An 18,659-nucleotide genomic window follows, 5' to 3' on the forward strand; every position below is an offset into this window, starting at 1 on the left:
GGAGGAAGATCCATGCCCACTCACTACCTGGATTCGGAAAAGTCCGAGTCGTCGCTTCGCACCGATCAGACACGCATCACCATCACGGCCGAGCGTAGACGGTGGGCACGTAAGCCCGCACACATCACCGACGCACTCGATTTCTGGTCGTTCGCCGGAGCCGCTGCCAACGTCATCCTGCAACTCGGTTGGCCCGAGGTGGCGTACGGCGTCATGGAGAGCAAGGTCGAATCGGGTGCTCTGACAGCGCATCCGTGGAAGCGTGCACGAACCACGACGCAGTACCTGACGGTCGCGATCCTGGGTGACGAGGAAGAGCGAAAGGCTTACCGCGAGGCCGTGAACTCGGTGCACCGACATGTGAAGTCGGATTCAAACAGCCCGGTCAAGTACAACGCCTTCAATCGCGAACTCCAATTATGGGTTGCTGCATGCCTGTTCATCGGTTTCGAGGACAGTCATCAGTTGCTGCACGGCAAGATGTCCGATGAACAGGCGGAGTCGTTCTACAAGTCCGCGTCAACTTTGGGAACGACGCTGCAGGTCACCGAAGAGATGTGGCCGGCCACACGTGCCGACTTCGAGCGCTACTGGAACCTCGGTTGCGAACGCGTCGTCATCGACGAACGCACCAAGCAGTACCTGATCGACTTGGTCAACCTACAGATGATCGCGTGGCCGATACGCCTGGTGTTCCGAAACTTGTTGCGGTTCCTGACGGTCGGATTCCTTCCACCGATCTACCGCGACCAACTCGATCTCGAGTGGACCGAAGACGACCGCCGCCGGTTCGAACACCTCTTCATTTTCGTGTCGTTCGTCAACAGGTTCATCCCACGCTCCGTTCGTCAGGCCGGCAACACCATTCAGATGCGCGACATTCGCCGCCGGATCAAGGCGAGCAAGAATCTCGTCTGAGCCAGCGGCGCGTTATTCGTTGTCAATTCTGCTGCCCTACAGGTAAATCGGGCCGGTCGGTCGACAACAGATCACGGCTGGACATGGGTTCCAGCACGACTGGAAACCGGGTCGAAAAGCCGACAAACCGGGCTGATTGAGTGTCACATTCGCCGCATATCGACGCCGTCGAGGCACGTTTAAGGTGACTTACATCACATTTTATCTCGTTTATGTAACGCCGGGAGAGGTGGCATATCGCCATGCGACCTGGGAAAACACTCTTTGATGCATTTCTGTTGCACAAACATGTGTCGACACGCCGACCCGTGACCAATCCGTAATCATCTCTTATGGTTGGTGACAGCCCGATCAACCGGGCATTACCGAATCGCCACCGCCCGTCCCACTCCGCGGTTCGGACTCGACAACATTCCTAGTGGTGGGAGCGGAGCTGAGACGGTCACCGTCCTCCGTCGGCGGGACTCGAGAGGATTTACCGAAAATGACCAAGACCACCGTTACCCGTGCACTTGCCTCTGTCGCCGCAGCCGGAGCCCTCGCGGCCGGAGCCCTCGGACTGAGCGCAGGCACCGCATCCGCAGCCACCCACGACTGGTCGGGTGTCGCAGAATGCGAATCTTCGGGCAACTGGGCCGCGAACACCGGAAACGGCTACTACGGCGGACTCCAGTTCAGCCAGAGCACGTGGGAGGCCTACGGCGGAGCGGGCAGCGCCGCCAACGCCAGCCAGGCAGAACAGGTCCGCGTTGCTGAAAACGTCCTTGCCGGTCAGGGCGCCGGCGCGTGGCCGGTGTGCGGACAGTACCTCCGCTGACCCCAGTTCGAGTAGTGCGTCACTGCCCGGTGTTCGTCGAGAATTCGACGGGCCCCGGGCAGCGTCGCACTAGCGACCTTCATGCCCCGCCTGATCCGGCCCCTCCGCCGCTGCTGTTGAAAGACATTACGGCGGTACGTGATCCGTCGGGATGACGCGGAGCGAGCGAGGTGTACCGACTCGCCTTCCGATCACGCATCAGCCCTCGGAGAGCCATCCACAATTTTTGGGCCGCCCTCGCCAACCGGTTGTGAGAACTGACCAGCGCAGCCGTAGAAGCGTACGGGATGGGGTCCTTACGCACGTAGTGCTCCATAACCCCAGCGTAGCCGTGTTTCGATGCCGAAATGTTCGTTTTCAATCGCTACCTCGCATCCCTCACGGCGACCGAACAAATCGATCCGGCGCACTCGATGGCCCATCCTTGACCAGGCGTGCAAACCGGTCGGGTAAATCGCGTGGCCCGAACACTTCTCGACCACTGTGTGACAAGAGACGGTCAACGCTCCACCACTCGAAGTGCTCGACCAGCTCGGCGGCCAGCGCTTCGCGCCCCAACGACCCACAGGGCTCGAATGCGGTCGCCACCGGCACGAGGAAGTAGTCGTTGATCGCACCACCCCAACCCGGCAATATCGCCGGGTCACGGATCTCCTCATGCCACACATGGGTGGCTGCGCCGTAGTCGCGCAAGCCGATCTCCTCGTCCAATTCGCGCGCGAGCGCCTCGGACGGGGTTTCGTCTCCTTCCAAGCCTCCGCCCGGAGGACACCAGACCGTCAGCCCTCCCCCGGGCGCGATGAATCGGTAAAGCAGAAGACGGGACTGGTCGTCAACGACCAACCCCCTGGCCGAATGCCTCAGACGCATGAGTGCCACTGTAAGCCAGCAGGTCAGGCCATAACGGCCAACTCCGGCAGTCCGGCAACCACAACCGCGAGGTTGTATCCCGACATCCGCAGTTCTCCGTTGTCTCCGGTCCTCGCGTACTCCGCATGCCCGAACGCCCGCTCGTGTTTCACTCCATCCGGGGTGATCCCCTCGGCCGTGGACAACCGATGGAACTCGGTGCGCGTCGGATCGCCACCGAAACGGCCGAACCCCGCGATACTGTCGCCTTCCGCTTTCATGACGTAGACGTGCCGGTCGGCGATACCGAGGTCCGACTCCACCTTGGCTCGCACCCCGGGTGAACCGTAGAACACCACGTCGTCGACCGCTGCGCTTGCCCCGCGTTGCAGCGCAAGAGAAGTCGCGAGGGATCCGTAGGAGTGGCCCAACGCGGTGATATGGACTCCGTCGTTGACCGACGCGGCACGAAGACCGTGAAAGAAGCTACCCAATGCGTCGGCGGCTATGCCTGCTTTGGACGATCGACTGACGTCGAAGCTGGCCCGACCGATGTCGAACTTTCCCGGCCCGATCACCTGTGGCGCGTCATATCCGATCCAGGCGATGGTGGCCACGCTTTCCTTTCGGCCGGCCAGTTCGAGCTGCTGCATCGCCTCGGCTCGTAATCGCGTTGCCTCTCCGACCATTCCGCGCATCGAGTCCTTGACGTTGGTGTTCAGTCCGGGAATCGTCACGGAGATGTGATCCGCTGTGTCCGGATCACCGATCGCAATTGCAGCGAAGCCGCGTTCGCCCGAGCGCATGTCCATGAGCAGTAACCGTCGATCAGGTTCGGCGCGAAACAACTCGTCGAGCGCGTCCAGATCCTCGAGTTTGCGTTCGGCGTACCACTGGCCCGCCCCGGTGTTACTCAGTCTGCCGCCGAAGAACTCGCGGTGAAGTTCTTGCGAGATTCGGACTGAATCATCTTGCAGCCGTGCTCGTTCCGATTGAATTCGATCGAGATTGGCCGGGCTGCGAATCGCAGCAGGAATGCCGTCGAGGTTGGCGATCAGGCCTGGTGCATGACGCAACATCTGACGCTGCCGATCAGGGCTGAACGCTCGCCACTCCTCCCCCACACGCACAGCTTTGTCACGGAGGTCGGTGCCGACCTGAGACCGCAGAGACAACGCATGATGAAGATCCGCGCTGACCAGCAGTGCCTCACCGATCAGTTCTCGAACTGCGACCTCGAGCAACTGGGCGTGCACGTGGAGCGGGTGACCGTCGGCGATGGGCGCAATGGCAGAGACGGTTCCATCCTGACGAATATGCAAGTCGTCGGCGACGGCCTCTTTGCGCAGCGTATCCAGCCGTCGACGGATGTCGCGAACGCGGTGAGCGACCAGAACGCCTTCCAACCCAGCAGACAGTTGATCCAAGGCTTCGACGTCCCATACGTCGATATCTGTGAGATCCACTCGGGTCAGGACGAACGAGCAGCGATCCGAGCCTGTACTTCCGGGCGACGCAACGGAGGGACGGTCTGAGGTGGCTGTCTGCGAGGCGGCAACGCACTGAGCAGGCGCGTCGTCGTTTCGGTCACCTCACGCACCGCCTGTTCGAAGGCGTCTCGGTTCGCGTCGGACACCTTGGCTATTCCGCTCACCTTACGTACGTATTGGCGAGAGGCCGCCTCGATCTCCTCCGGCGTAGCAGCGGGCTCGAGTCCACGAAGTTCAGTGATGTTTCGGCACATAATTCGACGATAACCCTGCTCACCGACGCCGTCACGGTTCGATACATCAATGTATCCAAACTGCCACGCAGATCCGGGCGTCACGGTAGTTTCAGTGAAATTCCCCCAGTGACTGGAAGTAGCCACTAACTCATGGACTCTGCACTCACCTCCGTCGGCCTACCCGCCGCACTCGCCATCATCATGTTCGGCCTCGGGCTTTCCTTGACGGTCGGAGATTTTGCCCGCGTGGCAAAAGCGCCGAAAGCCGTCTCGATTGCCCTGATCTGTCAGTTGTTGTTGCTCCCGGCCGCGGCCTTCGGTCTGGTCACGTTGTTCGACCTCGACCCACTGCTCGCCGTCGGCATGATGCTCCTCGCCGCATCACCGGGCGGCACCACGGCAAACCTGTTCAGCCATCTGTTCCGCGGCGATGTCGCTCTCAATGTGACACTCACTGCGGTCAATTCGGTGATAGCGGTGGTCACCCTTCCGCTCATCACCAACTTCGCGTTGGGCTACTTCGAACCCGAGGACGCGGACGGCACCCTCGGACTGCAGTTCACGAAGGTACTTCAGGTCTTTGCCGTCGTACTGATTCCTGTCGCCCTCGGAATGTGGGTTCGATTGCGCTCGAGCGCCTTTGCCGAGCGCATGGACAAGCCCGTCCGCATCGGATCCGCGGTGGTTCTGGCACTGGTGATCGTCGGAACGGTTGTTTCCGAGCGCGAGAACATCGCGGACTATCTCGTCGACATCGGCGTCGTCGCTGCCTTGTTCTGCCTACTGAGCCTCTCGATCGGTTACGTCGTTCCCCGGATATTCGGCATCGAGGATCGTCAGGCCATCGCCAGTTCCATGGAAATCGGCATCCACAACAGCACGTTGGCGATCACCATCGCCGTCAGTCTCCTCGACAACGTGCAATTGGCAGTACCGGCCGCGGTGTACGGCGTTCTGATGTTCCCGCTCGCTGCAGCCTTCGGCGCCGCCATCACCCGAAAGTCACGGACCATGGCCGAAATCGACTAATATCAGGCGGTTTTCGATATAGGTGATCTGGTATCGCCAACCCTACGATCGATACGGACTCAGACCGAAGGGTATCGAAAAAATGCTGACCAACACACCTACCGTGCCGGACGAACGCGTCTGGCAAGAGCTAGTCGACGCACTTACCCGTCGCCAATTCGGCATCGGAGCCGGGATGGCAGCAGTCGCAACTATTCTGTCGTCCTGCAGTTCCAGCGACGGTTCAGGGGCCGATGATGACGCTCAAATGCGCACCGTCACCACGCCGTTGGGGACCTACGACATACCTACCAACCCCAAGCGGGTCTTGGCCGTCGACGCCCGAACCGACCTCGAGCTCGCCATTGCCCTGGAACTACCGGTGTTCGGATACAACATCTCGCCCGTCACCAAGTGGGTTCCCGTCGACGGCTCGGCCGAATACCTCAGCGACAAGCCCAATCTGGAGCAGATCCTCGGACTCGCACCCGATCTCATCATCTGCGTCAACGCCGACAACGAGTACTGGCCCGCCGCAAAGCTCCAAGCCATCGCTCCTGTCCTGACGACCGAATCGAAGCAGACGTGGCGGGAGAACCTGACCCGGCTCTCCGATTGGCTGGGCCGAACACCCACCATGGATCGCCTGATCACCGACTATGACGCTCTGATCACCGACATCCGCTCTCGACACGCTTCGGCGATCGCGGGCAAGACCGTCGCAAGCTTGTCCTACAGCCCGGACAAGGCCACGATCTACATCGACAGCCTGCCCGTGTCGGAGGAAACGGGTAAGAAGAATCGTCAACCCACCGACATGACGCTCGCCGATATCGGCGGAAGAACATTGAGCACAACCGGTTTCGACAATCAGGGACGACTGAGCATCGAAGAGATGGATCGACTGCAAGACTGCGACGCGTTCATGGTTTCTGTCACCGACAGCAGTGACACCACCTTCGATCAACTCTCGGACAACAAGTTGTGGCAAAGACTTCCGGCTGTGCAGGCCGGGAACGTCACCGTTCTGCAAGGAAGTACGTACTACGGGTCCATCTACACCAACATGTACGTGGCCAAGGGCTGGGACGATCTCTATTCGACGCTCGACTGATCAGACTTGTCCGTGGAAATGCCGGCCGCTCCCGCGCGGTCGGCTTTTCACGTTTCGAGGTCGATGCCCAACGCTCCCGAGAGGGTCCGCAGACAGATCACTCTCAACTCTTCCTGCGGTATGGAAGGTTGATCGAGCCAGTCGAGGCAGACAGCTCGGACGAACGCGATCCATCCCCGAACTGCAACGGCAGCGAGCCGTCTTCTTTCGCCCTCGAATCCCAGTGAATCGAGGATTCGAATCTGCTGCTGTTCGAGTTCGCGCTCGACAATCGCCCGGATACCGGCCTCGGCCGAGAGCGTCCCGACGTTGATGGCGCGCACTCCCCTGCTGTGCGACTTCACGTACGCGAAGTAGGCGTCCAACCCGGCTGCCACCTGTTCGCGCACCGGTAGCGTCGCGTCGGGTGCGGTCACCTCGAGCAGGTGCTGCGATTCGCGCTCGACGATTGCGGCGAAGAAGTCTCGCTTGGTCGGAAAATAGTGGTACATCAACCCGCGCGAGACGCCCGCAATCTCGGCGACCTCTTCGATCCACACATCCTCGTACGAGCGATCGGCAAAAAGTTGCGCGCCGATGTCGAGCAACTGCGTGCGCCGCTGCTCTCGGTCCAGGCGTTTTCGTGGTGCGACCATAGGCAAGTCAGATTACTACTTGACACCGATTCAGTAAGGCGTACTTTGCGTACTAGACATCAATTCAGTAAGCGATCTCACCCCGGGGGACACACAATGAGCGTCGACACCACTCCAGAGGCGACGACCGATGCTCGGATCCCGCATCCGGCGTGGCGTCTGCCGGTCCTCGGGGACGTTCTCGGGATCAATATCCGGACACCGCTGCAGAACTCCGTGAGCATCGGCCGCGAACTCGGCCCGATCTTCGAGAGAAATGTCCTGGGAAATCGCTTCGTCTTCGCCTCGGGCGCGGACATGGTGGCAGAACTGTCCGACGAGTCCCGGTTCGCGAAGCACCTTGCACCTGGAGTCAAAGCACTCCGCGGAATCGGCGGCGACGGCCTGTTCACGGCGTACAACCACGAACCCAACTGGGGCAAGGCGCACAATCTCCTGGCACCGGCGTTCAGCCAGACTGCGATGCGCTCGTACCACCGCACCATGCTCGACGTGGCCGGCGAGTTGGTCGACCATTGGGACAGTCGTGAAAGTGACTCCCCCATCGACGTCTCCGCAGACATGACCAAGCTGACGCTGGAGACCATCGGACGCACTGGATTCAGCTACTCGTTCGACTCCTTCGAACGTGAAGAACAGCATCCGTTCGTCAAGGCAATGGTCGGCGCACTCTCCCATTCGCAGCGCACGACGTTCCTGAAGTCGACCGCCCTCGGGCGAGTGCTCGCACGTCGCGCCGATCAACGTGACGAGGTCCGCAAGGCGTACATGGCCGAGGTTGTGGACGAAGTGATCCGTGCCCGGCGGACAAGTACCGAACCGGGGCCCGAAGATCTTCTCGAACTGATGCTGCGGGCGGCACGCGAAAACGATCCCAACCGTATCGACGAACTGAACATCCGCCATCAGGTCGTGACCTTCCTCGTCGCCGGACACGAAACGACCTCCGGCGCATTGTCGTTCGCGCTGTACTACCTGTCACGAAACCCTGACGTGCTGGCCAAGGCGCAAGCCGAGGTCGACAAGGTATGGGAGGGCGAGGAGCCCGCCTTCGAGAAGATCGCGAAACTTCGATACGTACGACGCGTCCTCGACGAATCATTGCGTCTGTGGCCGACCGCTCCCGCCTACGGGCGCGCGGCGCTCGAAGACACGACGCTCGTCGGCAAGTATCCGATGAAGAAGGGCGATTGGATGCTCGTGCTCATCCCCTCACTTCATCGTGATCCGGTGTGGGGCAACGATCCCGAGGCGTTCGATCCGGATCGCTTCCTGCCCGCCAACATCAAAGCCAGGCCGGCGCACGTGTACAAGCCGTTCGGAACAGGTGAACGCGCCTGCATCGGAAGACAATTCGCTATTCACGAAGCGGTCCTCGTGTTGGGCACCATCTTGCAGAAATACACGATCGAGGCCGATCCGGACTACGAGTTGAAGGTAGCCGAACGGCTCACCCTGATGCCCGAAGGCTTCAACTTGACGGTCCGCCGACGCTGACCTCGCAAAACTGCGTCGCGCAACTCGGTTGAACAGTCCCGAATGCGGTAATCCCTGAGGTGGCAGCAGCGAGCACCGGCGCACCCTGGGAGTTCACATGACAAAGAGGCCTGCAGTGGGAATCGTCTTACTCTCGGCGGCATTGGCCACGGGAGCTTGCTCGGCAAGCGTCGGGACGCCGCAAGTGGACAAGTCCGAAGTCGCAAGTCAGATCTCCACTCAACTCGCCGAGAAGATCGGCGAGCCACCCGACGACGTGACGTGTCCGGAGAACCTCGACGCCGAAGTCGGCGCATCGATCACGTGCATCCTGACCGAGCAGGGCACCGAATACGACGTCACAGCTACCGTGACCAGCGTTGACGGTGAAAGTGCGAACTTCGACATCAAGGTTGCGGATGTGCCGAACAACTAACTGCTGTGCGCCTTTATTAACCGCCGGCGGTTAATAAAGGCGCACAGCAAGGCGTCAGAGACGCTCGATAATCGTCGCGTTCGCGGTGCCGCCACCTTCACAGATGGTCAGCAGGCCGTAACGACCGCCGGTGCGCTCGAGTTCGTTGAGCAGTGTCGCCATCAGCTTGGTGCCGGTCGCGCCGAGCGGGTGACCGAGTGCGATCGCGCCGCCGTTGACGTTGACCTTCGCCGGATCTGCGCCGATTTCCTTGATCCAGGCCAGGACGACCGGGGCAAAAGCTTCGTTGATCTCGACGATGTCGATGTCGTCGATGCTCAGGCCGGCCTTCGCGAGAGCATGCTTCGTGGCCGGGATCGGCGCACTGAGCATGAAGATCGGGTCGTCGCCGCGTGCGCTGAGGTGATGAATCCGGGCGCGGGGCTTGAGGTTGTACTTCTCCACCGCTTCCGCCGACGCCAGCAGCAGCGCACTCGCACCGTCGGAGATCTGGCTGGCCACTGCCGCGGTCATGCGTCCGTCTTCGACAAGAACCTTGAGCGTCGCCATCTTTTCGAGGCTGGTCTCGCGGGGTCCTTCGTCGACGGTCGCGTCGCCCATGGCAACGATCTCGTTGTCGAAGCGACCCGCGGCGATTGCAGCCTTGGCGCGCTCATGGCTCTGCAGGGCCCACTTCTCGAGCTCTTCGCGGCTGATGTCCCACTTCTCGGCGATCATTTCGGCGCCCTTGAACTGCGAGACTTCCTGGTCACCGTAGCGCTCGGTCCAACCGACCGAACCCGAAGTCGGCGTGTCGAATCCGTACTGCTGACCGACGATCATCGCTGCCGAGATCGGAATCTGGCTCATGTTCTGAACGCCGCCGGCAACGATCAGATCCGCGGTGCCCGACAGGATGGCCTGAGCGCCGAAGTGCACTGCCTGCTGGCTCGAACCACACTGACGGTCGACGGTCACCCCGGGAACGTGCTCCGGGAATCCCGCTGCGAGCCAGGACATACGGGCGATGTTGCCGGCCTGGCCGCCGATGGCGTCGACGCAACCGAAGATCACGTCATCGACGTCACTGGGGTCGATACCGGTGCGCTCGACCAGTGCCTTGACGACGTGCGCACCGAGATCGATGGGGTGCACGCCGGACAGCGCGCCACCCCTCTTGCCGATCGGTGTGCGAATGGCGTCGACGATGTAAACCTCGGACATAGCGTTAGCTCCTAGTTTCGTTGTGCAGCAATAGTTCTTGAAGTTGATTCAGCAATAGCGTCTGAAGTTGTGGCCGGATCGGAGAGCCCGTCGAGCACGATCGCGAGATATTGAGCCGCGACGGCGTGAGCCGAGAGGGATCCACCCGGGCGGTACCAGCGAACCGCGACCCACACGGTGTCGCGCATGAAGCGGAAGACCAATTCGACGTCGATGTCGGAGCGGAAGGTCCCGTCCGCGACGCCGGCTTCGAGGACGCCGACCCACAGGTCCCGGAATTCGGTGTTGCGCTCGGCCAGGTAAGCGAAGCGCTCGTTCCCGACGAGGTGCTTGACCTCGTCCTGGTAGATCGCCACAGCCGAATGTGAGGCGTCGATGGCCTCGTACGACGTCACGACCAGCGCTTCGAGCGTCGCGCGACTGTCCAACCCCGCCGCGACGATCTCGCGGTATTTTCCGAAGAGTTCGTCGAGGAACTGGTGCAGGATCTCGTCGACCATCGACTCCTTGGAATCGAAATGGTGATACAGGCTGCCGGACAGGATCCCGGCGGCGTCGGCGATGTCGCGGACGGTCGTCGCGCGCACTCCGCGATCGGCGAAGAGCCCCGCCGCGATCTCGAGCAGCTCGTCGCGGCGCCCGGACTTGCCGTTTGATTCGTCGGAATTTCGAGGTGGCGTCATGTATTCAATCCTATCCAGGGCCTTCCCCTGTGCGCGGTCAGCGAGTCCAGGGACTCCTTAACCGCGCACGGGGACGCTAGGCCCTCTGCGAAGAAACGGAGACGATCTCGCCGGTCATGTAAGTGGAGTAATCGCTGGCGAGCATCGCGATGACCGTTGCGATCTCCCAGACCTCCGCGGCGCGGCCGTAGGCCTCACCGGAAGCCAACTGGTCGAGCAGTTCCTCACTGGTGACCTTCGCCAGGAACGCGTGACGCGCAATGGAAGGCGAGACCGCGTTGATACGGACTCCGTACTCCGCTGCTTCGATGGCGCTGCACCGAGTCAGTGCCATGACGCCCGCCTTGGCTGCGGCGTAGTGAGCCTGGGAATGCTGCGCCCGCCAACCGAGAACGGACGCGTTGTTCACCAGAACACCGCCGTGCGGAACGCTCTTGAAGTACCGCAGCGCGGCACGCGTCGAACGGAAGGTGCTGTTGAGGGTGATGTCGAGAACGCGATCCCACTGATCGTCCGTCATGTCGACGACGGGTGTCTCGCCGCCCAGGCCCGCGTTGTTGACGACGATGTCGATACGTCCCAACTTCTCGGCCGCGCCGACGAACAACGCGTCGACCTGCTCGGTGCTGGACACGTCACAGATGATCGACTCGACCTGCTGACCGGGGAATTCGGCCTTCAGCTTCTCCACCGTCTCGCCGAGTCGACGCTCGTGGAAGTCGGAGACGAGAACGTCGCCGCCCTCGAGAAGCACCCGGCGCGCCGTAGAGAAGCCGATGCCGGTTCCGGCTGCGGCGGTGATGATCGCCTTCTTACCCGCGAGCAGTCCGTGGCCAGGGGTTTCCTCGGGCGCAACGGAAAGCGGGGACGCGGCTTTGGTGTCAGACATTAACGAGCCTCTCGGGGAAGACCGAGCACGCGCTCGGAAATGATGTTGCGCTGAATTTCGTTGGAGCCGCCGTAAATCGTGTCGGCGCGGGTGAAGAGGAAGAGTCGCTGCCACTCGTCGAGCTCGAGATGCTCGGGATCGGTGATGTCCGAGGCATTGCCTTCGGAATCCGCCCACGGCGCAACCAACGACGACGCACCCTGCACGTCCATCGCCAGCTGTCCCAGGTCACGATGCCAGTTGGCCCACAACAGTTTTGCGACGGACGCTTCTCCGCCACCGGTTCCGGCGTCGACGGCGTCGAGAGTACGCATCGCGTGCGCGCGCATGACGCGCAGTCCGACCCACGCGCGGGCGATCTTTTCGCGGATGTGCGGATCCTGGTCACTGCCATTGGCTTTCGCCAGGTCGACGACGCCCTGGAGTTCGCGGGCAAATCCGATCTGCTGTCCGAGCGTCGATACGCCGCGCTCGAAGGTGAGCAGCCCCATCGCGATCTTCCAGCCCTCGCCGGGTTCCCCGACAACCAGATCGGCGTCGGTGACGGCGTCGTCGAAGAAGACCTCGTTGAACTCCGATGTGCCGGTGAGCTGCTGAATGGGCCGAACTGTCACACCTGGCTGATCCAACGGGACCAGCAGGAAGCTCAACCCCTGGTGACGCTTGGAGCCCACCTCGGTGCGGCAGACCACGAAGCACCACTGCGCGACGTGGGCCAGTGAGGTCCACACCTTCTGGCCGTTGATGATCCACTTGCCGTCTTCGAGGCGTGCGGTCGTGGAAACATTCGCGAGGTCGGAACCGGCGCCGGGCTCGGAGTAGCCCTGCGACCACAGTTCACTGACCGTGTTGATGCCAGGAAGGAACCGGCGCTTCTGCTCGTCGGTGCCGTACGCGATCAGCGTCGGGCCTAGCAGCTCTTCACCGATGTGGCTGACGCGAGCGGGCGCACCGGCCTTCGCGTACTCCTGATGGAAGATGACCTGCTGGGAGATGCTGGCTCCCCGCCCGCCGAACTCCTTCGGCCACCCGAGGCACGTCCACCCTGCGGCTGCGAGGTGCTTGTCCCACTCGAGTCGTTGCTCGAAGAACTCGTGCTCACTGCCGGGGCCGCCCTTACCCTTGAGCTGGGCAAATTTGCCCGTCAAGTTCTCGGCCAACCACTGCGCGACCGTGGCCGCAAACTCGTCGTCCGTCATCTGCCCGTCCGGGCTCTCGCTCTGGTCCACATATGTAAGATAACCTACCAAGCACTTGCTAGGTAGCGTGTCAGGTAGGAGTCCAGTGACCGAACAACCGAGAACCATCCCATCAGCCCTCATCCGGGCCGCCGAGGAGTTCGGTGAGCGCGCGGCTATCGCCGATGGCGACACCCGACTGACCTTCGCACAGCTACATCAGCGCGTCCGCGATTTCGCCGGCGCACTGATCAACCGTGGGGTGAAGGCAGGCGACCGCGTCGTCATCTGGGCGCCCAACACGTACCACTGGGTGATCGCCCTGCTCGGCGCTCAGTACGCCGGCGCAGCCATCATCCCGATCAACACGCGATACACCGGCACCGAAGCACTCGACATCATCGAGCGCGTCGACGCAGCTGCCCTGGTGGTCGTCGGCACGTTCCTCAAGGCCGATCGGTACCAGCAGTTGCTCGACGCCAATCCGGACCTGAGGATCCCCACCGTCATCCAGGTACCGATCGACGGGGACGACGACCGTGACGGCGTCATCGAGTTCGAGGACTTCCTCGCGCTCGCCACCGACGCCGCCCGCACCGAAGCCGACGCGCGTGCTGCGAAGGTGCAGCCAGACGACGTCAGCGACATCCTCTTCACCTCCGGCACCACGGGGCGCAGCAAGGGTGCGATCACCGCGCATCGTCAGTCCATCGCTGTCGCCAAGTCGTGGGGTGAATGCGCCGAGGTCACCGCCGACGACAACTTCCTCATCATCAGCCCGTTCTTCCACACCTTCGGATACAAGGCCGGAATCCTGGTCTGCCTGTTGAACGGTGCGACGATCGTGCCGGTGTCCGTCTTCAACATCGACGACACCCTCGCATTGGTCAGCAGCGAGAAGATCAGCATCCTGCCCGGCGCCCCGACGATCTACCAGACCATCCTCGATCATCCCCGCCGCAGCGAATACGACCTGTCCTCGCTCCGCATCGCGATCACGGGCGCAGCACCCGTGCCGGTTGCTCTCGTCGAGCGCATGCAAGCAGAGCTTTTCGACGCCGTCCTCACGGCATACGGTTTGACCGAGGCAGTGGTTGCGACCATGTGCCGCACCGACGACGACCCGGTCACCGTCTCCACCAGTTCCGGCCGCGCGACAGCCGATTTCGAGGTCAAGATCGGCGACCAGGGTGAGATCCTGCTTCGTGGACCGAACGTCATGCTCGGATACCTCGACGACCCCGAATCCACCGCCAAGGCAATCGACGCCGACGGCTGGCTGCACACCGGAGACGTCGGAACCCTCGACGAGCGTGGCTATCTCGACATCACCGACCGTCTGAAAGACATGTACGTCAGCGGCGGATTCAACGTCTACCCCGCCGAGATCGAGGGCATGTTGGCTCGCCTGCCCGGCGTCCACGAGTCTGCTGCCATCGGCATCCCCGATCACCGGATGGGAGAGGTGGGCCGCGTCTACATCGCCCAACTCGACGGTGCCGGCCTCACCGAAGAGTCGGTAATCGCCTTCCTCAAGGAGAAGATCGCAGGCTTCAAGGTGCCCCGCGAGGTGCGCTTCGTAGATCACCTGCCCCGCAACCCTTCGGGCAAGGTCCTCAAAACGGTTCTGCGCGAGGAACAATCATGACCGTTCCCTTCGAAGCCGACGTCGTGACCTACGAAGTTCGTGACTCGGTCGCCGTCGTGACCTTGAATCGACCCGACTACCGCAACGCCCAGAACTCGGTGGTCACGTACGCCCTCGACGCGGCATTCCAGCGCGCCGTCGAAGACGACGACGTGAAGGTGATCGTCCTGGCAGGCAACGGACCTCACTTCAGTGCCGGTCACGACCTGGGAACTCCGGGACGCGACCATCACGTCGAGTACGAGAACAAGGCCACCATGTGGTGGGATCACGTCGACAAGCCAGGCGGTGACCAGCGTTTCGCCCGCGAGATGGAGGTCTACCTGGGCATGTGCCGCCGTTGGCGGGAGATCCCCAAGCCCACCATCGCGATGGTGCAAGGCGCCTGCATTGCCGGCGGGCTCATGCTCGCCTGGGTCTGCGACATGATCGTCGCGGCCGACGACGCCTTCTTCTCCGATCCCGTTGTCCGCATGGGCATCCCCGGCGTCGAATACTTCGCGCACCCGTGGATGGTCGGTTCACGATTCGCCAAGGAAATGCTCTTCACCGGCGATCGGTTCACCGCGCAACGTGCATACGAAATCGGCATGGTGAACCGCGTCGTCGCCCGCAAGCATCTCGAGAAGGAGACGTTCGAGCTCGCCGGACGTATCGCCGAGATGCCGCGCTTCGGACTGGCTTTGACCAAGAAGGCCGTCAATCAGTGCGAGGATCAGATGGGGATGCGCAACGGCATCGACTCCGTCTTCGGTCTGCATCACTTCGCTCACGCTCACAACGCCGAAGTCGGCAAAGACTCGCTTGGTGGTCTCGACGCCAAAGCTATGGCTGCCAGTGCTCGCGCACCGCAGGAAGGAACAAACTAGTGGATCTCGTATTCGACGACGCCACAACCGCATTCCGTGACGAGGTTCGCTCGTTCCTGGAAGCGAATGTGCCCGCGACTCCCCTGAAGTCGATGGATACCGCCGAAGGCTTCGAAGAGCACCGTCAGTGGGAGCACACACTCGCCGACGCCGGCTACGCCGTCGTCTCCTGGCCCAAGGAACTCGGCGGACGCGATGCGTCCCTGCTCGAATGGGTCATCTTCGAGGAGGAGTACTACCGCTCGGGCGCGCCCGGCCGCGTAAGCCAGAACGGTATCTTCTTGTTGGCTCCCACACTGTTCGAGCATGCAAATGCCGAGCAGTTGGCTCGCATCATGCCGCGCATGGCTCGTGCCGACGACATCTGGGCCCAGGCCTGGTCCGAGCCCGAGTCCGGTTCCGACCTCGCAAGCCTGCGTTCGAGTGCGAAGAAGGTCGACGGCGGCTGGCTGCTCAACGGTCAGAAGACGTGGAGCTCACGCGCGAGTTACGCCGACTGGGGCTTCGGCTTGTTCCGCTCCGATCCGGATGCGCAGCGCCACAAGGGCATCACGTATTTCATGTTCGACCTCCGGTCGAAGGGTGTCACCGTTCGACCGATCGATCAGCTCGACGGTGAGCCCGGCTTCGCCGAGATCTTCCTCGAAGACGTCTTCGTTCCGGACGACCCGGCCAACCCAGGTGAGTCGGGTGTGATCGGAAACGTCAACGAAGGTTGGCGGGTCGCGATGAGCACCGCGAGCAACGAGCGTGGTCTCTCGCTGCGCAGCCCCGGCCGCTTTCTCGCCACCGTCGACCGCCTGCTCGAGCTGTACAAGTCCAGCGGACGCACCGACGACAGCGCTCTGCGCAACCAGGTCGCCGACGCCTGGATCGGCGCTCGCGCTTACCAACTCAACACATTCGGCACCGTCACCCGTCTGGCCGACGGTGGACAGCTCGGCGCCGAGTCCTCGATCAACAAGGTCTTCTGGTCCGAGTGGGATATCGCCACCCACGAGACTGCTCTCGAACTTCAGGGCCCTGAAGCCGAGTTGGCCGACAACTGGATGGACGGATACCTGTTCTCCCTGTCCGGCCCGATCTACGCAGGCACCAACGAGATTCAGAAAAACGTCATCGCTGAGCGTCTGCTCGGCCTACCGAAGGCGGACCGATGAGATTCGCGCTCGACTCCTCCCACCAGGACTTCGCTGCAAGCATCGATGCACTGCTGACCAAGTCCGACATGCCCGCCGTCATCCGTTCGTGGAACGACGGTGACACCGAGCCGGGCAAGAAGCTCTGGCAGCGCCTCGCCGAGACCGGCGTCAACGGTCTCGTCATCTCCGAAGAGCACGACGGACTCGGCGCCGACGCCGTCGACCTGGTCGTTGCGCTCGAACAGCTCGGTCGGCACGCAGTACCCGGACCGGTGGTCGAGACCATCGCCGTGGCGCCGACGCTCCTGGCCTCCGTTGCACCGGAACGTCTCTCTGCTCTCGCCGAGGGTTCGCTGGCAACTGTCGCAGCTCCCCCGCGCACACCGTTCGCGCTCGACGCCGATGCGGTGGATCTGGTTCTGCTCGCGCAGGACGGTGCCGTATCACTCGGCGTCCCTGGCGAAGCCAAGGCATCGGTGGATCTCTCCCGCAAGCTCTACGAGGTTTCAGCCGGCGAATCGCTGGGCTCCGCCGACTTCTCGGCCGCCTTCGACATGGGCGCTCTTGCCACTGCCGCGCAGTTGCAGGGCCTGGGCCAGACACTGCTCGAGGTCACCACCGAATACGCGAAGCAGCGCAAGCAGTTCGGCAAGGTCATCGGACAGTTCCAGGCCATGAAGCACCACCTGGCCGAGGTTGCCGTCTCCCTCGAGATGGCTCGCCCCCTGCTGCACGGCGCCGCACTGTCGGTTCGCGATCAGTCGGCCGACGCCTCGCGTGACATCTCTGCGGCCAAGGTCGCGTGCGGGGATGCTGCGTACAAGGCCGCTCGCGTCGGACTCCAGGTTCACGGCGCCATCGGCTACACGATGGAACACGATCTCTCCTTGTGGCTCACCAAGGTACGGGCGCTGCTCACCGCGTGGGGCACACCGTCCGAGCATCGCGCACGCGTCGTCGAAGCGCTGGTTGCATCATGAGCATCGACACCGAAGACCAGGCAGCATTGCGCGCATCGGTACGCGATCTCCTGAGCAAGCATTCCGACTCCGCTGCCGTCCGCGCCGCCATCACCACAGAGATCGGCTACGACGCCGCTTTGTGGAGCAAGCTGTGCGAGCAGATCGGCGTCGCCGCGTTGGCGATTCCGGAGGAGTTCGACGGCGTCGGAGCAGGTTTGGGCGAGGTACACGTGGTCCAGGAGGAATTGGGCCGCACGCTGACCCCGTCACCGATGCTGGGTTCGGCGATTCTTGCCGCACAGGCACTGCTGCTTTCCGGTGACAACGACGCATGCTCGCGACTGCTGCCCGGTGTCGCGTCCGGCGAGAGCACGCTCGCTCTGTGCTGGGCAGGTGCCGCGGGTTGGAGCACCTTCGGCGTCGAGGCAACCGAAGACGCGTTGACCGGCACGGCGTCGTACGTCCTCGACGGACACGTCGCAGACACCCTGCTCGTTCTCACGGCCGACGGGTTCTACGAAGTGGATCCAGCGGCCGAAGGCGTCTCCCGCCGACGCGTCCCCACCATGGATCCGACGCGAACGCTGGCGGAGGTCACGTTCTCCGGTGTTCGTGGTCGGCCACTGGAGTGGTCCGAAGATCTGGTCGATCGGATCCGAACCGTCGTTCTGATCGCCTTGTCCGCGGAACAGGTCGGAGCGGCCGCAGCGATCGTCGAGCAGACCGTCGAATACACCAAGTCGCGCAAGCAGTTCGGTCGCGCGATCGGTTCTTTCCAGGCCCTCAAGCACCGGATGGCCGACATGTACACGTTGGTCGAGACGGCGAGGTCGATGACGTACGCCGCCGTGGCGACGCAGTCGGCCGACGACGCGGCAGTGGCGAAGGTCTACTGCTCGGAAGCCTTGCAGCAGATCACCTCCGAAGCGGTTCAGTTGCACGGCGGAATCGCGATCACCTGGGAGCACGACGCTCAGCTGTACTTCAAGCGTGCACACGGCAGCGCTCAGCTTTTCGGTCAGCCGAGCACCTACCTGCCGAGCCTCGCGCAGGCAGCGGGCCTCTAGGAGACGTCGGTGCTTGTTCGCTCGGGATTGCGAGCGAAC

Annotated in this window: 18 protein-coding genes and 1 pseudogene; 11 read left to right on the forward strand and 8 right to left on the reverse strand. The window is 62.5% G+C overall.

The window, feature by feature from the left end:
- The first annotated feature begins 12 nt into the window (after positions 1-12).
- Positions 13-918, forward strand: coding sequence for an oxygenase MpaB family protein (locus ACN50D_RS13350; protein WP_047269604.1), 906 nt, complete (start codon positions 13-15; stop codon positions 916-918).
- Between the two features lie 484 nt (positions 919-1,402).
- Positions 1,403-1,729: pseudogene (locus tag ACN50D_RS13355) on the forward strand (transglycosylase family protein); the annotation flags it as partial.
- Between the two features lie 384 nt (positions 1,730-2,113).
- On the opposite strand, the gene ACN50D_RS13360 reads toward ACN50D_RS13355, so the two are convergent.
- From ACN50D_RS13360 to ACN50D_RS13370, 3 genes are read right to left on the reverse strand one after another with little or no spacing between them, the layout of a single operon-like run.
- Positions 2,114-2,605: an NUDIX domain-containing protein gene (locus tag ACN50D_RS13360; protein WP_080961083.1), complete on the reverse strand. Its 492-nt coding sequence runs from the start codon at positions 2,603-2,605 to the stop codon at positions 2,114-2,116.
- Positions 2,606-2,628: 23 nt separating this feature from the next.
- The gene (locus tag ACN50D_RS13365; RefSeq protein ID WP_047269605.1) at positions 2,629-4,050 is read right to left on the reverse strand and encodes an alpha/beta hydrolase; all 1,422 of its coding nucleotides are present in this window, start codon (positions 4,048-4,050) and stop codon (positions 2,629-2,631) included.
- 5 nt (positions 4,051-4,055) lie between these two features.
- Entirely contained in the window at positions 4,056-4,328 is a 273-nt protein-coding gene (locus ACN50D_RS13370; protein WP_003945457.1) for a DUF2277 domain-containing protein, read from the reverse strand.
- Positions 4,329-4,460: 132 nt separating this feature from the next.
- Here ACN50D_RS13370 and ACN50D_RS13375 point away from each other — a divergent pair, with 132 nt between their 5' ends.
- Together ACN50D_RS13375 and ACN50D_RS13380 are read left to right on the forward strand one after the other, a co-directional pair.
- Positions 4,461-5,339 carry a bile acid:sodium symporter family protein gene (locus tag ACN50D_RS13375; protein WP_003945620.1) on the forward strand — a complete coding sequence of 293 codons (879 nt, stop codon included), beginning with the start codon at positions 4,461-4,463 and terminating at the stop codon, positions 5,337-5,339.
- Positions 5,340-5,421: 82 nt separating this feature from the next.
- Positions 5,422-6,432, forward strand: coding sequence for an ABC transporter substrate-binding protein (locus ACN50D_RS13380; protein WP_047269720.1), 1,011 nt, complete (start codon positions 5,422-5,424; stop codon positions 6,430-6,432).
- Between the two features lie 47 nt (positions 6,433-6,479).
- Here ACN50D_RS13380 and ACN50D_RS13385 read toward each other — a convergent pair whose 3' ends face one another.
- Complete coding sequence (locus ACN50D_RS13385; RefSeq protein WP_211921469.1) at positions 6,480-7,067, reverse strand: TetR/AcrR family transcriptional regulator; 588 nt, start codon at positions 7,065-7,067, stop codon at positions 6,480-6,482.
- A 96-nt stretch (positions 7,068-7,163) separates the two neighbouring features.
- On the opposite strand from ACN50D_RS13385, the gene ACN50D_RS13390 reads away from it, so the two are divergent.
- Positions 7,164-8,564: a cytochrome P450 gene (locus ACN50D_RS13390; RefSeq protein ID WP_007734205.1), complete on the forward strand. Its 1,401-nt coding sequence runs from the start codon at positions 7,164-7,166 to the stop codon at positions 8,562-8,564.
- 97 nt (positions 8,565-8,661) lie between these two features.
- Positions 8,662-8,979, forward strand: coding sequence for a DUF4333 domain-containing protein (locus ACN50D_RS13395; RefSeq protein WP_020906277.1), 318 nt, complete (start codon positions 8,662-8,664; stop codon positions 8,977-8,979).
- A gap of 54 nt (positions 8,980-9,033) precedes the next feature.
- Here the strand turns inward: ACN50D_RS13395 and ACN50D_RS13400 are convergent, their stop codons facing one another.
- The 4 genes from ACN50D_RS13400 to ACN50D_RS13415 all read right to left on the reverse strand — a co-directional run bounded on the left by ACN50D_RS13400 (position 9,034) and on the right by ACN50D_RS13415 (position 12,983).
- Entirely contained in the window at positions 9,034-10,182 is a 1,149-nt protein-coding gene (locus ACN50D_RS13400; RefSeq protein ID WP_007734192.1) for an acetyl-CoA C-acetyltransferase, read from the reverse strand.
- 11 nt (positions 10,183-10,193) lie between these two features.
- Positions 10,194-10,865, reverse strand: coding sequence for a TetR/AcrR family transcriptional regulator (locus ACN50D_RS13405; RefSeq protein ID WP_003945807.1), 672 nt, complete (start codon positions 10,863-10,865; stop codon positions 10,194-10,196).
- Positions 10,866-10,941: 76 nt separating this feature from the next.
- Positions 10,942-11,754, reverse strand: coding sequence for an SDR family oxidoreductase (locus tag ACN50D_RS13410; protein WP_003945582.1), 813 nt, complete (start codon positions 11,752-11,754; stop codon positions 10,942-10,944).
- Positions 11,754-12,983: an acyl-CoA dehydrogenase family protein gene (locus tag ACN50D_RS13415; protein WP_019746947.1), complete on the reverse strand. Its 1,230-nt coding sequence runs from the start codon at positions 12,981-12,983 to the stop codon at positions 11,754-11,756. The genes ACN50D_RS13410 and ACN50D_RS13415 overlap by 1 nt, the downstream gene beginning before the upstream one ends.
- Before the next feature lie 55 nt (positions 12,984-13,038).
- On the opposite strand from ACN50D_RS13415, the gene ACN50D_RS13420 reads away from it, so the two are divergent.
- From ACN50D_RS13420 to ACN50D_RS13440, 5 genes are read left to right on the forward strand one after another with little or no spacing between them, the layout of a single operon-like run.
- Positions 13,039-14,580 carry a FadD3 family acyl-CoA ligase gene (locus ACN50D_RS13420; protein WP_007734186.1) on the forward strand — a complete coding sequence of 514 codons (1,542 nt, stop codon included), beginning with the start codon at positions 13,039-13,041 and terminating at the stop codon, positions 14,578-14,580.
- Positions 14,577-15,449 (forward strand): enoyl-CoA hydratase, encoded by an 873-nt coding sequence (locus ACN50D_RS13425; protein WP_054188068.1) that lies wholly within the window; start codon positions 14,577-14,579, stop codon positions 15,447-15,449. Before ACN50D_RS13420 ends, ACN50D_RS13425 begins: the two co-directional genes overlap by 4 nt.
- Entirely contained in the window at positions 15,449-16,609 is a 1,161-nt protein-coding gene (locus ACN50D_RS13430; RefSeq protein WP_007734181.1) for an acyl-CoA dehydrogenase family protein, read from the forward strand. Before ACN50D_RS13425 ends, ACN50D_RS13430 begins: the two co-directional genes overlap by 1 nt.
- Positions 16,606-17,571: an acyl-CoA dehydrogenase family protein gene (locus ACN50D_RS13435; protein ID WP_007734178.1), complete on the forward strand. Its 966-nt coding sequence runs from the start codon at positions 16,606-16,608 to the stop codon at positions 17,569-17,571. The genes ACN50D_RS13430 and ACN50D_RS13435 overlap by 4 nt, the downstream gene beginning before the upstream one ends.
- Entirely contained in the window at positions 17,568-18,620 is a 1,053-nt protein-coding gene (locus ACN50D_RS13440; RefSeq protein ID WP_003945931.1) for an acyl-CoA dehydrogenase family protein, read from the forward strand. Before ACN50D_RS13435 ends, ACN50D_RS13440 begins: the two co-directional genes overlap by 4 nt.
- Positions 18,621-18,659 lie beyond the last annotated feature (39 nt).

The sequence above is a fragment of the Rhodococcus sp. SB1D genome, from assembly GCF_048573875.1.
GTDB classification, from domain to species: Bacteria; Actinomycetota; Actinomycetes; order Mycobacteriales; family Mycobacteriaceae; genus Rhodococcus_F; species Rhodococcus_F qingshengii.

Bases quoted from the DNA above. Each gene is read 5' to 3' on its own strand.
- ACN50D_RS13380 (WP_047269720.1), top strand. From the start codon at position 5,422: ATGCTGACCAACACACCTACCGTGCCGGACGAACGCGTCTGGCAAGAG.
- ACN50D_RS13375 (WP_003945620.1), top strand. From the start codon at position 4,461: ATGGACTCTGCACTCACCTCCGTCGGCCTACCCGCCGCACTCGCCATC.
- ACN50D_RS13440 (WP_003945931.1), top strand. From the start codon at position 17,568: ATGAGCATCGACACCGAAGACCAGGCAGCATTGCGCGCATCGGTACGC.
- ACN50D_RS13360 (WP_080961083.1), bottom strand. From the start codon at position 2,605: ATGCGTCTGAGGCATTCGGCCAGGGGGTTGGTCGTTGACGACCAGTCC.
- ACN50D_RS13400 (WP_007734192.1), bottom strand. From the start codon at position 10,182: ATGTCCGAGGTTTACATCGTCGACGCCATTCGCACACCGATCGGCAAG.
- ACN50D_RS13410 (WP_003945582.1), bottom strand. From the start codon at position 11,754: ATGTCTGACACCAAAGCCGCGTCCCCGCTTTCCGTTGCGCCCGAGGAA.
- ACN50D_RS13350 (WP_047269604.1), top strand. From the start codon at position 13: ATGCCCACTCACTACCTGGATTCGGAAAAGTCCGAGTCGTCGCTTCGC.
- ACN50D_RS13405 (WP_003945807.1), bottom strand. From the start codon at position 10,865: ATGACGCCACCTCGAAATTCCGACGAATCAAACGGCAAGTCCGGGCGC.
- ACN50D_RS13425 (WP_054188068.1), top strand. From the start codon at position 14,577: ATGACCGTTCCCTTCGAAGCCGACGTCGTGACCTACGAAGTTCGTGAC.
- ACN50D_RS13390 (WP_007734205.1), top strand. From the start codon at position 7,164: ATGAGCGTCGACACCACTCCAGAGGCGACGACCGATGCTCGGATCCCG.
- ACN50D_RS13385 (WP_211921469.1), bottom strand. From the start codon at position 7,067: ATGGTCGCACCACGAAAACGCCTGGACCGAGAGCAGCGGCGCACGCAG.
- ACN50D_RS13435 (WP_007734178.1), top strand. From the start codon at position 16,606: ATGAGATTCGCGCTCGACTCCTCCCACCAGGACTTCGCTGCAAGCATC.
- ACN50D_RS13370 (WP_003945457.1), bottom strand. From the start codon at position 4,328: ATGTGCCGAAACATCACTGAACTTCGTGGACTCGAGCCCGCTGCTACG.
- ACN50D_RS13395 (WP_020906277.1), top strand. From the start codon at position 8,662: ATGACAAAGAGGCCTGCAGTGGGAATCGTCTTACTCTCGGCGGCATTG.